This window comes from Arthrobacter crystallopoietes (assembly GCF_017603825.1).
Taxonomy (GTDB): Bacteria; Actinomycetota; Actinomycetes; order Actinomycetales; family Micrococcaceae; genus Crystallibacter; species Crystallibacter crystallopoietes_B.
The window spans coordinates 3,658,877-3,672,603 of record NZ_CP072014.1 but is presented as its reverse complement, the minus strand read 5'-3'; the positions used below and the strand labels follow the sequence as shown (position 1 = coordinate 3,672,603).

The 13,727-nt window shown below is 64.5% G+C and carries 15 protein-coding genes; 9 read left to right on the top strand and 6 right to left on the bottom strand.

What is annotated here, in order from left to right; translation table 11 throughout:
• Positions 1–109 precede the first annotated feature (109 nt).
• Both J5251_RS16795 and J5251_RS16790 read right to left on the bottom strand, forming a co-directional pair.
• Positions 110–445, bottom strand: coding sequence for an HAD family hydrolase (locus J5251_RS16795; protein ID WP_139007368.1), 336 nt, complete (start codon positions 443–445; stop codon positions 110–112).
• Positions 429–1,523: a zinc-dependent alcohol dehydrogenase family protein gene (locus J5251_RS16790; RefSeq protein ID WP_348272937.1), complete on the bottom strand. Its 1,095-nt coding sequence runs from the start codon at positions 1,521–1,523 to the stop codon at positions 429–431. Before J5251_RS16790 ends, J5251_RS16795 begins: the two co-directional genes overlap by 17 nt.
• Positions 1,524–1,675: 152 nt before the next feature.
• Here J5251_RS16790 and J5251_RS16785 point away from each other — a divergent pair, with 152 nt between their 5' ends.
• The 4 genes from J5251_RS16785 (at position 1,676) to J5251_RS16770 (ending at position 6,625) form a co-directional block, all read left to right on the top strand.
• Positions 1,676–2,110, top strand: coding sequence for a four-helix bundle copper-binding protein (locus J5251_RS16785; RefSeq protein WP_139007367.1), 435 nt, complete (start codon positions 1,676–1,678; stop codon positions 2,108–2,110).
• An 89-nt stretch (positions 2,111–2,199) separates the two neighbouring features.
• The gene (gene ppsA, locus J5251_RS16780; protein ID WP_208574655.1) at positions 2,200–4,587 is read left to right on the top strand and encodes a phosphoenolpyruvate synthase; all 2,388 of its coding nucleotides are present in this window, start codon (positions 2,200–2,202) and stop codon (positions 4,585–4,587) included.
• On the top strand, positions 4,584–5,039 hold the full coding sequence (locus J5251_RS16775) for a universal stress protein (RefSeq protein WP_208574654.1): 456 nt from the start codon (positions 4,584–4,586) through the stop codon (positions 5,037–5,039). The genes ppsA and J5251_RS16775 overlap by 4 nt, the downstream gene beginning before the upstream one ends.
• Positions 5,040–5,269: 230 nt before the next feature.
• Complete coding sequence (locus tag J5251_RS16770; RefSeq protein ID WP_208574653.1) at positions 5,270–6,625, top strand: wax ester/triacylglycerol synthase domain-containing protein; 1,356 nt, start codon at positions 5,270–5,272, stop codon at positions 6,623–6,625.
• A 40-nt stretch (positions 6,626–6,665) separates the two neighbouring features.
• On the opposite strand, the gene J5251_RS16765 is transcribed toward J5251_RS16770, so the two are convergent.
• Positions 6,666–7,523: a hypothetical protein gene (locus J5251_RS16765; protein WP_139006564.1), complete on the bottom strand. Its 858-nt coding sequence runs from the start codon at positions 7,521–7,523 to the stop codon at positions 6,666–6,668.
• Here J5251_RS16765 and J5251_RS20630 point away from each other — a divergent pair.
• The 3 genes from J5251_RS20630 to J5251_RS16755 all read left to right on the top strand — a co-directional run bounded on the left by J5251_RS20630 (position 7,480) and on the right by J5251_RS16755 (position 8,807).
• Positions 7,480–7,992 carry a pyridoxamine 5'-phosphate oxidase family protein gene (locus J5251_RS20630; protein ID WP_348272936.1) on the top strand — a complete coding sequence of 171 codons (513 nt, stop codon included), beginning with the start codon at positions 7,480–7,482 and terminating at the stop codon, positions 7,990–7,992. The genes J5251_RS16765 and J5251_RS20630 overlap by 44 nt on opposite strands.
• Positions 7,892–8,098: a hypothetical protein gene (locus J5251_RS20405; RefSeq protein WP_244250970.1), complete on the top strand. Its 207-nt coding sequence runs from the start codon at positions 7,892–7,894 to the stop codon at positions 8,096–8,098. Before J5251_RS20630 ends, J5251_RS20405 begins: the two co-directional genes overlap by 101 nt.
• A 301-nt stretch (positions 8,099–8,399) precedes the next feature.
• Positions 8,400–8,807 carry a CPBP family intramembrane glutamic endopeptidase gene (locus J5251_RS16755; RefSeq protein ID WP_348272935.1) on the top strand — a complete coding sequence of 136 codons (408 nt, stop codon included), beginning with the start codon at positions 8,400–8,402 and terminating at the stop codon, positions 8,805–8,807.
• Positions 8,808–9,085: 278 nt separating this feature from the next.
• Here the strand turns inward: J5251_RS16755 and J5251_RS16750 are convergent, their stop codons facing one another.
• Both J5251_RS16750 and J5251_RS16745 read right to left on the bottom strand, forming a co-directional pair.
• Positions 9,086–10,537, bottom strand: a complete 1,452-nt coding sequence (locus J5251_RS16750) for a multicopper oxidase family protein (RefSeq protein ID WP_139006563.1) — start codon at positions 10,535–10,537, stop codon at positions 9,086–9,088.
• Complete coding sequence (locus J5251_RS16745; RefSeq protein WP_139006562.1) at positions 10,534–10,782, bottom strand: SHOCT domain-containing protein; 249 nt, start codon at positions 10,780–10,782, stop codon at positions 10,534–10,536. The genes J5251_RS16750 and J5251_RS16745 overlap by 4 nt, the downstream gene beginning before the upstream one ends.
• A 510-nt stretch (positions 10,783–11,292) precedes the next feature.
• On the opposite strand from J5251_RS16745, the gene J5251_RS16740 reads away from it, so the two are divergent.
• Entirely contained in the window at positions 11,293–11,547 is a 255-nt protein-coding gene (locus J5251_RS16740; protein ID WP_205676849.1) for a magnesium transporter, read from the top strand.
• 277 nt (positions 11,548–11,824) lie between these two features.
• Here J5251_RS16740 and J5251_RS16735 read toward each other — a convergent pair.
• Positions 11,825–13,014, bottom strand: a protein-coding gene (locus J5251_RS16735) for an IS3 family transposase (protein WP_139007412.1) whose coding sequence is annotated in 2 segments (ribosomal slippage) — positions 11,825–12,744 and positions 12,744–13,014 — 1,191 coding nt in all. Because the reading frame shifts where the segments join, the coding sequence is not laid out codon by codon here.
• 109 nt (positions 13,015–13,123) lie between these two features.
• On the opposite strand from J5251_RS16735, the gene J5251_RS16730 reads away from it, so the two are divergent.
• Positions 13,124–13,648 (top strand): flavodoxin domain-containing protein, encoded by a 525-nt coding sequence (locus tag J5251_RS16730; RefSeq protein WP_139006561.1) that lies wholly within the window; start codon positions 13,124–13,126, stop codon positions 13,646–13,648.
• Positions 13,649–13,727 lie beyond the last annotated feature (79 nt).

Sequence of the window (13,727 nt, the reverse complement as noted above, 5' to 3'; positions counted from 1 at the left end):
TGAATACAACAATAATACCACGGGGGGTATAGGACAAGTACATCCTCCGGCTAATGCAAAATACCCATGGGTGTATGTAGGTCGAGAGGGCACCGGAGGCGGTGGCCGATTAAATCGATTGGTATCGGAGGATGCTTATGTGCGGGGTGGCGACATGCCACTCGATGAAAGTGAAGTAGTCGCTGTCCTGGAAAGGATCAGCTGCGGAAGTTTCCAGTATCCGGGCATCGGCGAGAACGGTGTCGAACAGTTTCTTCCATGCGGTGCGGTGAACAGAAGCGGTGTCCGTGACGACACCGTCGAGGTCGAAGATCACCGCGTCGAAGGGCGAGAGGGTGCCCGCAACGGTCGGGGAGCCGGTCCACTGCCGCGGGACGGACGCCGGCAACCGTGCGTCCTGCCTTTGGCCCGGGCTGCCGCCGGGGTGGTCAGGAGGCGTTGGCATCAGGGCCGGCGACATGCAGAACGGCAGCACCTGTGACACGGTCCGTTGCGAGATCCGCCAGCGCCCGGTCGGCCTCCATGAACGGGTACGCCGTGGTTGTCGGGCGGATGGGGATTTGCGCCGCCAGGGCCAGGAGCTCCCGGCCGTCCTGCCGTGTGTTCGCGGTCACGCTGAGCACCTGGCGTTCCTGGAACAGTTCTGCGGCGTAATGCAGCGTCGGAATGTCGCTGAGATGGATTCCGGCGATGGCCAGGGTGCCGCCGCGGTCCAAGGCCCGCAGCGCGGCCGGAACCAGCGTCCCCGCCGGGGCAAAAAGGATGGCCGAGTCCAGCGGTTCCGGGGGCTCTGCCGCGGCATCCCCGACGAACGCGGCCCCCAGGTCCGACGCCAGCCGCCGGGCCTCCTCCGAGCGGGTCATGACGTACACTTCACCACCCTCGTACATCGCGACCTGGGCCGCCAGGTGGGCCGAGGCTCCGAAACCATAGATGCCCAGCCTGCCCCCGCGCTTGAACCGGGACCGGCGCAGGGCCCGGTAGCCGATGATGCCTGCGCAGAGCAGCGGAGCCGCCTCGTCATCAGCGAATACTTCCGGAACGGCATAGGCGAACGCTTCGGGCACGGTCGCCAGTTCGGCGTAGCCGCCATCGTCGTCCCAGCCGGTGAAGCGCGGATAAAGGCAGAGGTTTTCGTCGCCCCTCCGGCAGAAACGGCACTCTCCACAGGTTCCGCGCAGCCAGGCGATGCCCACCCTGTCACCGGGAGCGAAATCGCGGCAGCCCGGTCCCCGGCCGATGACTTCGCCCACGACTTCATGCCCGGGCACGACACGCGGCCTCTTCGCCTGCAGGTCGCCTTCGCACAGATGCAAGTCCGTGCGACAGACACCGCAGACATGGACTTTGACCAGCAGCTCACCTCCGCCTGGGAGGGGGTCGGCGCGCGTGCCATAAACCAGGGGTCGACCGCTCTGCGGGCCGGTCAGCGGGGCTGGATGATCAATCCACCAGGCGCGCATCTCCACCCCTATCCCGATGACGGACGGATGCCAGCCCGCTGCCCCCTGGGTCGGCGGCACCGCCGGCTTCAACCCCCTCCAGTCTAGCGGCGTTGAAGCCGGCCGGGCAGGTGCAGGACGATCGGATCGGGCGTAACCTGACAGGGTCAGCCCTGACACGGGTGGCTGGGCGCCCGGGTCGCGCTGAATCCGACTATCAGTGGGAGAACGCAATGAGCACCACTCACCATGTGCTTGCCGTGCATCCGGCGGCCCCCGAGACAGCTCCCGACCACCGTGTCGCCCGGGCCGAGTGCATTGATGCCTGTCTTGACTGCGCGCAGGCCTGCACGTCCGGCGCGGACGCCTGGCTGGATGAACCGGGAGAGACAGATATGCGCGCGCTCCAACGCGCCCAGCAGAACTGCGCGGCCATCTGCGTTGCCACCGCCTCGATCCTGCCACGCCTGGGCTCACCGGGCACAGACAGCGGCAAGGCCTTCCTTGAGACTTTGCTCCAGGCCTGCCGGTCAGCCTGCACGGCCTGCTTGGAACAGTCCAAGCCCCACCTCTCATACCCCCACAGCCGTCTGAGCCACGAAGCCTGCGCCCGGTGCGGGCAGACCTGCACCGCCCTGCTGGCAACGATGGAACTCACGCGGCCCTGACCGGGCCATCCCTCACCGAACATTCGGCCATGGCCGGGACCGGCAGGGGCACGTAGCATCACAGGCCACCGGACGAAGCGGGAGGCAGTATGGAACAGTATGCAGCGTGGTTCGAAGAAACCGGGCTCGGGGACGTTCCGCTCGTGGGCGGCAAGAACGCCTCCCTCGGAGAAATGGTCCGCAATCTGGCAGGTGAAGGCATACGGGTTCCGGAGGGATTCGCCACCACCGCCCGGGCCTACCGTGACTATGTGGAAGCGAACGCCATCACCGACACGATCCGTGACCGGATCGGCAGCTACCGGGCCGGCGGGATGCCGCTGAGTGAGGCCGGACATGCAGTCCGGGAATCGTTTCTGGCCGGAGAATTCCCCGAAGAAGTGGCCGCAACCATTGTCCGGTTCTACCATTCTCTCTGCACCCGGACGGCAGTACGGGACCTTCCGGTTGCCGTGCGCAGCAGCGCGACGGCGGAGGACCTTCCGGATGCAAGTTTCGCCGGCCAGCAGGAAACCTTTCTCAACGTTGCCGGCGACCAGGCATTGCTGGACGCCTGCCGGCGCTGCTTCGCGTCGCTGTTCACGGACAGGGCCATCAGTTACCGTGCCATGAAGGGATTCGATGACCTCGACGTTGCGCTGTCCATCGGTGTGCAGCGGATGGTCAGGTCAGACCTCGGAGCCTCCGGAGTGATGTTTTCGCTCGAAACGGAGACAGGGTTCCCGGACGCGGTCGTCATCAGCGCGGCATGGGGCTTGGGGGAAACCGTCGTCCAGGGCAGCGTGAATCCGGATAAGTACCTAGTTTTCAAACCGCTCCTGCAAATCCCGGGATGCTTCCCGGTCATTGAAACCACAAGGGGTGCCAAGGAACGGAAACTGATCTACGGGCAAGGCGGCACAGCACGTACCAGACTGGTCGACACCACCAGGCGCGAACGGCGCGCGCTGGTACTGAACGAGGGCGAAATCTTGCAGTTGGGACGGTGGGCCGCGGCCATCGAGCAGCATTATGGCTGCCCGATGGATATGGAATGGGCCAAAGACGGGCACAGCAGCGAACTGTTCATCGTCCAGGCCCGCCCCGAAACCGTCCAGGCCGGCAGGAGCGCAACCCGGTTCACCACCCAACGCCTCCTGCGGACGGGACCCGTCTTGGCCACGGGGGCCGCGATAGGGGATTCGATTGCTATCGGCCCCGCCTGCGTCATCCGCCATGTCTCGGACATCGACCGGTTCCGGGACGGGTCCATCCTGGTGACCGAGATGACTGACCCGGACTGGGTTCCGGTGATGCAACGGGCCGCCGGGATCATCACCGAACACGGCGGCACAACCAGCCATGCAGCCATCGTCAGCCGTGAACTGGGCGTCCCGGCCATCGTCGGCACGGGCAACGCCATGGAATCCATTACCGACGGACAAATGCTGACGCTCTCCTGCGCCGAAGGCGATGAAGGCCATGTCTACGACGGGACGTTGGAATACGAGACCGAGGACATCGACCTTCAGGCCCTGCCCCCGACCGGGACGAGCATCCTGGTCAACGTGGCCAGCCCTGCCGCCGCGTTCAAGTGGTGGCGGCTGCCAGTTAGCGGCGTGGGCCTGGCCCGTATGGAGTTCATCATCAACGACCTGATCCGTGTCCACCCCATGGCCCTCGTCCATCCCGAACGGGTCACCGACCGGAAGCAAGCCCAACAGATCCGCGAACTAACCCAGGGTTTCCGAGACCCGGGCGAGTACTTCGTCCGCACGCTCGCGGCGGGGCTGGCCAAACTTAGTGCCCCCTACTATCCGCACCCGGTGATCGTCCGGCTCAGTGACTTCAAAACTAACGAATACGCCCACCTGATCGGCGGTGAGGCTTTCGAAGAACCGGAAGAGAATCCCATGCTCGGGTTCCGGGGAGCTTCCCGGTACTACAGCGACCGCTACCGTGAAGGCTTCGCACTCGAATGTCGCGCGCTCAAACGGGTGCGTGAGCACATCGGCTTCACCAACGTCATCATCATGGTTCCTTTCTGCCGCACACCTGTCGAGGCTGACCGGGTGCTCGAAGCCATGGCCGGGAACGGCCTGGTGCGGGGGGAGAACGGACTGCAGGTCTACATGATGTGCGAGATCCCCTCCAACGTTGTCCTCGCAGAAGAATTCGCTGCCCGCTTCGACGGGTTCTCCATCGGTTCCAACGACCTGACCCAGCTGGTGCTCGGCGTCGACCGGGACTCCGCCCTGCTGGCATCCCTGTTCGACGAACGCGACGCAGCCGTGACACGGATGATCAGCGACGTCATCACCAAAGCCCACGCCGGCGGCATCAAGATCGGCATCTGCGGCCAGGGCCCCAGCAACCACCCGGATTTCGCCGCCTTCCTGGTCGGCCAAGGGATCGACTCCCTCTCGCTGAACCCCGACACCGTCCTGAAAACCATCCCCGTCATCGCAGCGGCAGAACAACGGAAGGGAACATCATGAACCACACGGACCAGAACGGCCGGATTGTGGTGCCCGTGGATGGATCCGAGCATTCCATCCACGGCTTAAAGGAAGCACGGCGCTACGCGGAGCTGTCGGCGCCCGGATGCACGCCGTCACGGCCTGGCTATCCGTTGATGCTCAGCGCCTATCCCGTGATGGAATGGAACCCCGGCCAGGACGCCGCCGAAATTCTCGACAATGCCCTGGCCACGGCGTTCGGGCAGGACGGCCCCGCCGACATCGGGAAAACCGTGGCCCAGGGCCAGCCAGCCCATGCCCTGCTGGAAGCCAGCCGCGGAGCCGAGCTGCTGGTAGTTGGCTGCCGCGGCAAAGGAGGGTTCTCCGGACTGCTCCTTGGCTCAGTCAGCTCCGCCGTCGCCGCACACGCACACTGTTCCGTCCTCGTCACGCACCTGGACGAGCATCGGCACGAGGAGAACAGCGGGTAACGCATTTTGGCTGTGCTGTGACCTCGCCACGAATAACCGGAACCACGTTAGTCCTGGCCGTACCCTTCGAGACCTGTGTAGGCCTGGTCGGCACGGTCACCATTATGATCGTCCTTCGATGAAGCCTGTAGGAGGCCCGGTGGGCGGGGCTCTGCGGCCTACCTTTAAAGCCAGGGGACGGGCCGGTTCCACCGCTGTCCTGTCGGGGAACTATTGGAAGGCGCCTTGAGATGACGCGAAGGGCACCGTTTGACCGGATCAGTAGTGAAGACCTGATGTCACTGGTCGGGGATACCGGTTCGGCACCTATGCAGGTCGGAGCCGTCCTGACGCTCCGAACCGGGCCTGATCCTGATGCGCACGCGCTGTTCGATACCCTCGCGCACCGGCTGCACGCCGTCCCCCGGCTTCGCCAGCGGCTCCTGAAGGTTCCACTCGGTTGCGGCCGGCCCGTCTGGGTCAATGATTCCGGTTTCGATCCGGCCCGCCATCTGTCCGTCGCACTTTGCCGGCCCCCCGGCGGCCAGGAAGCAGTGCTGCAGATAGCGGCTGAGATGCTCACCACGCCCCTTCCCCATGACCGGCCTCTCTGGACGGCCAAACTGGTCACGGACACAGCCCCGAACCAGGTAGCGCTCGTGTTCGTTTTTCATCATGTCCTGACCGACGGGATCGGCGGCCTGGCGATCCTTGCCGCCTTGGCGGCCGCAAAAGCCTCTACGCAGGACGGGAGGGGAGAGACCCACCCTCTGCCATCCCGATTGCCGCTGGCCCTCGATGCGGCGGGGGAGCGCATCAGGGGTCTGAAACGTTTGCCGACAGCGGTGCGCCGGCTCGCAGCGGCCCGTACGGAACTGCGGCCCTCCGGCGGGGTCCGGCCGGCCCCGTCCTCGCTTAACCGCCCGACGGGACCACGACGACAGGTTGCCGTGGTACGGGCCGATCTCGAAGGCATCAGGGCCGCCGCCCGCGTGCAGGGGGCGACGGTCAACGATGCCGTCCTCACCGCAGCCGCCGCGTCCCTGCACCGGTTGCTGCAAGAACGCGGCGAATCTGTTGAACAGTTTGTGATCTCCGTACCCTTTTCCTCCCGGCGGCACGCGGACGCCGGCGAGCTGGGAAACCGGAGCGGAGTGATCCCGGTGACGGTTCCTGCGGTTGGTGACCGCGTCAGGCGCCTGGCGGCGGTGGCCGCGATAACCACCGCGGCTAAGAAAAACCCACCCGGTGCCTCGACTGCACTCCTTGGACCCCTATTCCGCCTGCTCGCACGCGTCGGGGTGTACCGGACGTTCATCGACCACCAACGGATGGTTCACACATTCGTCACGAACGTCCGCGGCCCCGAACATCCACTGACACTCTGCGGCTGGCCGGTCACCGGGATGATTCCGCTGGGCGCAGTCACCGGAAACGTAACCGTTGCCTTCGCCGTGCTTTCCTATGCGGGCACCTTGGTGGTTTCCCTCATCGCAGACCCGGACACCTGCCCCGATCTGGGGAAACTTCGGGACGGATTGGAGAACGAATTCCGGGCCATGACCAGGCATCCCCCGGACCCGGGCGGACAGGCCGCGGAATCGTGAACGGACACGTCACCGGGGCAGCCGGAGACTATCCGGGGATTCAGCTGTCCTTCTGTCCTTGGGGCCGCAACTTCCTGCAATCCTGCCCGGATCCTTGCCTGTCCGCGTTCCGGGTACCGATTACGAGCCGGGTCAGATGCATCAGACCTAGAACCAGGAACAATCCCGAGAGCAACAGCGACTGCCAGAATGGGACCGGTTCGAACGCGGCTCCGAACCGGCCTTTCGCCAGTTCGGCCGCGGCGAGGGAAAAGATCAGCGTAAAACCCAGGACATAGGCGGACGGCAGCAGGACGAGCCCCGGGGTCCTTCCCCGGAAGACGCCCAGAGACAGCAGCAGGAACGCGGGCATGATGAAGCACAGATCCAGGATGAACACCGAGTAGACGGACTGGATTTGTTCCCTCGAAGACATCAACGGCAGCAGCATCGCGATCCACAGCGGATAGAACAGCAGGGGCTGGAGCATCGCTCCCGACGCCGAAGTCAGCCGTACACCGCGGGGGAGGCTGGCCCGGGGCCAACGACGCACCAAGCCAATTGCCCCGTACACGGCTCCCCAGAACGAGAGGGCGAAGACGGCCATGTACAGCAGGTACAGGCTGTTGTACACGCGTTCGATTGTGTAGATGCCGTAGGCGTAGAAGAAGTATCCCAGGACTCCGAGTGCCACGATCATCAGCTTTGGTCGGTCCGCCCGTGCAACCACCGCCAGCCAGAGCAGCCCTGCCGCCGCTACGACGGAGACAGCGTCCTGGGAGTAGGCGCCCGGAATATAGGCAGGTTCGACCAGTCCGTCATAGATAGCGGGCTCGAGCAGGCCTGCCGCTGCCGTGGGCAGGACCAGGAGGGCTATGACTACCCAGGGCAACCGATCCCTGAACCTGTCCTGGCCCATTATCACCCTCCTTGTCAGATGCTGGTCCTGGGTTGCCGTGGTGACTTTGGAACCCGACTCCAATCGCGGACGGCGGGTCACGCGAAATACGGCCCGCCATCGCAAGCATCGGGTATGTACCCTGAATAAACCCTGTCCTGCCCGCTCACTCCGTCGGTACCTCCAACCCGGGGCAGTGCCAGCCGACACCACGCCCGCCCTATCGGCCCGCCGCCGTGATCCATACACTGCGACCATGACAGCCTCCGAGAGGCCAGAAGGTATTGAAAATCTTTCCGCCAGCCAGTGCTGGGAACGGTTCCGCAGCACCGACCTTGACAGACTGGCCGTGACTGCCGCCGGCCATCCCGAAATATTCCCGATCAACTATGTCGTGGACCATGGGTGCCTCGTGTTCCGCACCGCGCCAGGTACCAAGCTCGATGCGGCCCTGGCCGGTGCGAGTATCGAGGGAAACCGACGGCTATAATCCCTCGACCAAGGTCGCCTGGAGTGCCGTGGCCAAGGGGCCGGTTGAGCGTCTGGGCAGCATCGACGATGTCATTTCCTCGGCGATGCTGCCGCTGTTTCCCTGACAGGGCGGGGAAAAGGATAACTTCATCCGGGTCATTCCCGCCGAGATAAGCGGCAGACGTTCCGGGTTACCCCGGCAACGTGCCGGGGACCGGGACTCAGCAACGGACGGCGGAGGCTGGACCTCGAATAACGCCCGGTCCGGCTACGCAGCTTCTCCAGTTACCGGGCTGGAAGGGTAAACACTTTTACTGCAGTGGGTTGGCAGGCTGGCAAATCCGGGAAGAAGGACCATCGCTCGTCATCGGTCTGGGGGGAGGAGTAGCCATGGAAATGAGTGCGTGCTAACCGCGCTGTTCTTCCTTGTCCTCTCAGTCGGGTTGTTCCTGTACACGTGAAGCGCAACGGCTGGACCGGCCGCTCCGGCGGACCGACTCCAAGGGAACACTCCTCTGCCTGCCTCTGCTGTTCATCGTGCTGATAATGTGCGTCGGTGTCCTCGAGGAACTATTGTTCCGTGGGTTCCTGTTCCGGGGAACCCTGGCCCGGGCGGTGGTGGTCACGGGCGTAACCTTCGCGATCGGGCACGCGGTAAACGCCGCCCGGGGCTATCGAACAGGTCGTCCAGGTCGGCTCGGTCTCGTGCTGGGCATCGTCCTTGCCCTGCTGTTCGCCACTATCGGAACCCACTGGCCGCTGGTTGCCTTCCACGCCGTGCCGAATACCAGCGGGACCTCACGCTTTCGGGCCACTCCGGAATCGACGCCGTGATGCTAGTTGCCGCTACGCTCATCAGCATCGTGCAGGGCGTTTACCTCGTCAGGGGCGTCCGCGCCAACGGGGCAAGCGGCCAGAACGCACTTCCGCAAGAGCCGGTTGTCCGGCTTTAAACGTTTACCGGCGACGCTCACGGGCCGGAGGCTCCTTCTCACCGCTTATGGCCGGAGAAGATTAGCCGGCCGCGTTGACGCCGGACCGCGTAGGATGCTCCGGCTCCAAGACATAGTTCCACGCCCGGACCGCCGAGGCTACTGCTTTCACTTTCACCGCTAACGGGCTTCGATAACGCTCATCATGCCCAGATCTTCATGGTCGAGAATGTGGCAGTGGAAGACGGTGCGGCCGGGAAAATTGTCAAAAGCGACGAGTACTTTCACTTCACTGTTGGCCGGGACATTCACCACATCCTGCCACCGGGGCCGGGCGGGGCCACGTGCGCCGTCCAGGATGACCTGCATGGGCCAGACATGTAGGTGCACGGGATGATCCATGGGACTACTGTTGGACAGCGTCCACTCTTCGACGCTTCCCACGCTGACTGTTTCATCGACGCGGCCGGCGTCGAATTCCTTTCCGTTGATCGTGAACCGCATGGCTGCAGGGCCCATTCCGTGGCCTGGGCCCATCGAGAAGTCGAGCCGGCGGCGGCCGGTGACAGGTTCTTCACGAAGGTCCCGCAGAGCCGGTAACGGGGGAACCGGACGCGGTTCCGGAGCCGGTTCACCCCGGGCATCCAACGTCAGGAGATCCGCCGGGGTGTCCGCGGACGCTCTTCCGCCCATCATCATTCCTGCCATGGTGCCGCGATCGTACGTGTCAGTGCGCAGAGCAGACCGTCCTTCGCCCGGTGTGACGAGAAAATCGGCGCGGTTTCCCGGGGCCAGCAGGAGGTTGTCTGTATCGCGGGCCGAGGCAAGCAGGCGGCCGTCGAGGGCGAGCAATTGATACCGGGGTCCTTCCAGGCGCAGGTTCAGATAACGGGCGGGGCAGGCGTTGATGAGCCGCCAACGCTCGCGTTCTCCCGGAGCGGCGTGAAGTGCCGGCCGGACCTGCCCGTTAACGAGTACGGTCCTGCCTTCACGTCCCATCATCCGTTCGGGCAAGGAAACCGGCTCGATCTGCCCGGCGCTGTCCAGGCTGATATCGGAGACGATGAGCATCCGTTCCCGGGAGACGGGTACCGGGGACGGGTCCTGCACAATGATGGCGCCGTACAAGCCTGCAGCGACCTGCTCTGCCGCCATCCCGTGGTGGTGCGGGTGGTACCAGAACGTTCCCGGCGGGTGGTCGGGCGGCAGGGCGAACTCATACTCGTACGACTGCCCCGGTGCCACACTGGTGAACGGGTTATCACCATTGCCGGCGGGGGAAACATGCAGGCCGTGCACGTGGAGATTCGTGGGTTCCTCCAACGCGTTTACCAGGGTGATGTTGAGTCGGTCGCCCGGGTCAAGACGAAGGGTCGGCCCGGGCAGGGACCCGTTAAAGGCGGCCACGGAAGCCGTTCTGCCTCCGATGCCGGTTCGGGCCGGTCCAGCCTCAAGGCGGACCGCCAGGCGGCCTTGCTGGCTGGCCAGGGTTGCCGGTTCTTTCAAAGCTGCACCGCCCCCGGCGCTAAGACCGGCAGCACGAGACCAGCGGAGTCCCGCGGCGCCGGCACCCACGGCGGCGGTGCCGGTGATGCCGAGGGCAAGGGCGCTGCGACGGCTGAGGGGTTTCATGCCCCGCCATCATCGAGGGCCCGGAGCCGTTCACGGTATTCGTCGGGAGTCAGCTCACCGCGCGCCAAGCGTTCGGCGAGGATGTTCCGCGCTTCGCCGCGTCCGGGATGGCGGCTGCCCCGGCTTTCCACGCCACCGGTCAAAAACCTGACCAACAGGATGATGAGCAGGACCAAACCAATAATCAGCAGAATCCAGAAGAACCACATCAAACCCATTCCGAATCCGCCATTGAAATTCATCATCGGTTCAATCCCTTCCACCGCACGTCTGCTTCGATGATAGGCCCGAATCCGCCCCATGGGAGCCCATCGGCGAACCAACTTTCCTATCGGCAAGCACCGGGTGAAGAGCGACTGCCAGACCTGAGCCAACCGTGATCGGCAGGGGCCAAAAAGCCCAGCTGTATCCGGGTCCTTAACCGTTCAGGAGCAGGCAGCCTGGAAAGCCGTCCACGACAGCGAGCCCACCCTTGCCGTCATCGACGAGGGCCGCTTCACCGGTCTCATACCGGCTACCGCCCTGCTCGAGGTGCTGCTGGCCGAGCACGACGAGGACATGGTGCGTCTGGGCGGGTTCCTGCGCTCGGCATCACCTGCCCAGACAACAACCCTTGAGCCGGTGCACCGGCGCCTCTGACACCGCCTACCCTGGCTGGGCGTTGGACTCATCAGTGCGCTGCTGGCCGCCGGGGGCGTGGGAAACTTCGAGGCCGGTCTGGCAGCTAATGTCCTCATCGCCTTTTCGTCCCGGGCGTGGTCTACCTCGCCGACGCGATCGGAACGCAAACGGAAGCGCTTGTCATCCGGGGCCTTTCGCTCGGTGTCGGCGTGCGGCGGATCGTCGGGCGCGAGATCGCCACCGGCGTACTTCTGGGCCTGCTCCTCGGAGGAGTGTCACTGCTCATGGTGGGAACGATCTGGCAGGACTGGCGCGTCGCGTTGGCGGTCGCTCTCTCGCTGCTGGCCGCCGCATCGATCGCCACCATCATCGCCCTGACCCTGCCCTAGGTAATCAGCAAGCTGGCAAGGACCCTGCCTTTGGCTCCGGGCCCCTCGCGACGGTGATTCAGGACCTGCTGACCGTGACGATCTACCTCGCTACCGCCTCCGCCCTCGTGGTGTAAGGCCCCGTTGTCCTGCACCATGCCCGTGACTTCACCCGGTTGCCGGACAGGTGGGGTGCAGCACTTAACCCAGGCGGGCGATATGGGGTAGCAATGGCCCTTTCCGCGGCGCCGTGAACTGGGCTGCTTAGCGAATTTCGGACAGCGGAATTAGCGGTTTCCTATGCTGCCAGGGCTGGCTGCTGGTAACTGTAGTGGACGTTGTTGGGGTACCGGTAATCGAGTGCGGAATGCCTCCTGCGGGAGTTGTAAAAGCCCTCGATATAGCGGATGACGTCCCTGCGGGCCTGAGTCTTCGTCGCGTAGACCGTGCGGTAAACACGCTCGTTTTTCAGAGCGGAAAAGAAGGATTCGGCCATCGCGTTATCCCAGCAAACCCCGGTCCGGCCCATCGAGGACCGCATGCCCAGTCCCGCGACCAGGGCCCGGAACGAGGCGGAGGTGTATTGGCTGCCGCGGTCCGAATGCCAGATCGCGCCGGGCTCGATCACGCTCGTCTCGGCGGCGTTGCGCAAGGCAGTCTCGACCAGTTCCGCACGAATGTGGTCGGCGATGGCCCAGCCCACGACTTTCTTGGAGTAGCAGTCGATGACGGTGGCCAGATAGACGAAGCCCTGCCAGGTGTGGATATAGGTGATGTCGCCGACGAACTTGGTCCCGGGCCGGTCCGCGCTGAAGTCCCGCTTCATCAGATCCGGGATCTTTGCCGCAGCGTCGGCATCGGCCTCGGTCGTGGTCCTGAACGGGCGCGGCTGGCACGGGATGAGGTTCTCATCGCGCATGATCTGGCGCACCAGCTCCGGCGAACACCCGGTGCCCTCGTCGGCCAGATCGGCGTGGATCCGCCGGTAGCCGTAGGTGCCGTCGGATCGTGTGAAGAAGTGCCGCACGCGGGCGGTGAGCGCCTGCCGGCGGGCCGCGGTGGCCGAGAGCGGGCGGGAGAGCCAGTTATAGAAACCGGACGCGGAGACGCCAAGCCACCGGCACATCTTCACCACCGGACTGGTGCCGGCAGGGTCGTTGCGCTGGGAGTCGATGAATTCATACTTCGCCACTACCGTGGCTCCCGTGCAAAGTATGCTGCGGCTTTTTTTAGGAACGCGGCCTCGGCTTTCAGCTCGCGGTTTTCGCGCTCGAGTTCCTTGAGCCTTGCTCGTTCGGAGACGCTCAGGGCCTCGTCCTCATCGGGCACGTTTCCGGCGTTACGGTATTTCTTCAGCCAGGTCCGCAGAGTCTCGGCCCCGACGCCGTTCTCCTCGGCAACGGATTTGATTGTCTTGGAGGTTGTGATGACCTCCTGGCACAGATCGTCCTTGAATTCCTGGGTGAACCGTCGTTGTGATGCAGACATTCTGCACGTTCCTCATTTCAGTAGTCCCTCTAATTTTATGAGGGTCCACTGTCCGAAATCTCTAGGCTCCCCAAACCTCTTAATCTGGGAACCTCCCAGGAGGTGTCGGATGCGGGTCATTATCGGTTATGCCAGCAGCCAGGGATCCACCGCGCAGATCGCGGAACGGATAGCCGAAATCCTGCGGGACTCGGGAAACACCGTGGACGTACGCCCGGTGCAGGAGATCGACCGTCCCGGAGACTTTGATGCTGCCGTGCTGGGCAGCGCCCTCCACAACCAGGCCTGGCTGCCCGAAGCGGCCGCGTTCCTGCACACCCACGCCCCGGTGCTCGCCAAGAAAAAGGTATGGCTGTTCAGCGTGGGCATGTCGGACGGCCTGCCCAAACCGATCCGCGCGATGGCCCGTTCCGGTCAGGAAAAACGCATCGCGCAGTCGCTGCGCGGCGACGTCCAGCCCCGGGGCCACCGCCTCTTCTCCGGGGTCTGCCAGCCATGGCAGCTGCCCCGGGCGGGCAGCATCCTGTTCCGTGCGGCGGGAGGCCGTTTCGGCGACTACCGGGACTGGCCGTCCATCGAGTCCTGGGCCCGCGACATCGCACAGGACATCAAACACACAGCACCGGGCCGGTGAACGCTCCCGGACACTAAACCGCAGCCCGCAGGCACCCGTCCGAAGCGGGTGCTTCCGGACCATTGAAGGGAATCGTCAT

Excerpts from the sequence above, each read along its gene's own strand:
- J5251_RS20630 (WP_348272936.1), top strand. The coding sequence starts at position 7,480 with ATGACTACCCAGGGCAACCGATCCCTGAACCTGTCCTGGCCCATTATC.
- J5251_RS16765 (WP_139006564.1), bottom strand. The coding sequence starts at position 7,523 with ATGGGCCAGGACAGGTTCAGGGATCGGTTGCCCTGGGTAGTCATAGCC.
- J5251_RS16770 (WP_208574653.1), top strand. The coding sequence starts at position 5,270 with ATGACGCGAAGGGCACCGTTTGACCGGATCAGTAGTGAAGACCTGATG.
- J5251_RS20405 (WP_244250970.1), top strand. The coding sequence starts at position 7,892 with ATGTCGTGGACCATGGGTGCCTCGTGTTCCGCACCGCGCCAGGTACCA.
- J5251_RS16785 (WP_139007367.1), top strand. The coding sequence starts at position 1,676 with ATGAGCACCACTCACCATGTGCTTGCCGTGCATCCGGCGGCCCCCGAG.
- J5251_RS16795 (WP_139007368.1), bottom strand. The coding sequence starts at position 445 with ATGCCAACGCCTCCTGACCACCCCGGCGGCAGCCCGGGCCAAAGGCAG.
- J5251_RS16730 (WP_139006561.1), top strand. The coding sequence starts at position 13,124 with ATGCGGGTCATTATCGGTTATGCCAGCAGCCAGGGATCCACCGCGCAG.
- ppsA (WP_208574655.1), top strand. The coding sequence starts at position 2,200 with ATGGAACAGTATGCAGCGTGGTTCGAAGAAACCGGGCTCGGGGACGTT.
- J5251_RS16745 (WP_139006562.1), bottom strand. The coding sequence starts at position 10,782 with ATGATGAATTTCAATGGCGGATTCGGAATGGGTTTGATGTGGTTCTTC.
- J5251_RS16775 (WP_208574654.1), top strand. The coding sequence starts at position 4,584 with ATGAACCACACGGACCAGAACGGCCGGATTGTGGTGCCCGTGGATGGA.
- J5251_RS16750 (WP_139006563.1), bottom strand. The coding sequence starts at position 10,537 with ATGAAACCCCTCAGCCGTCGCAGCGCCCTTGCCCTCGGCATCACCGGC.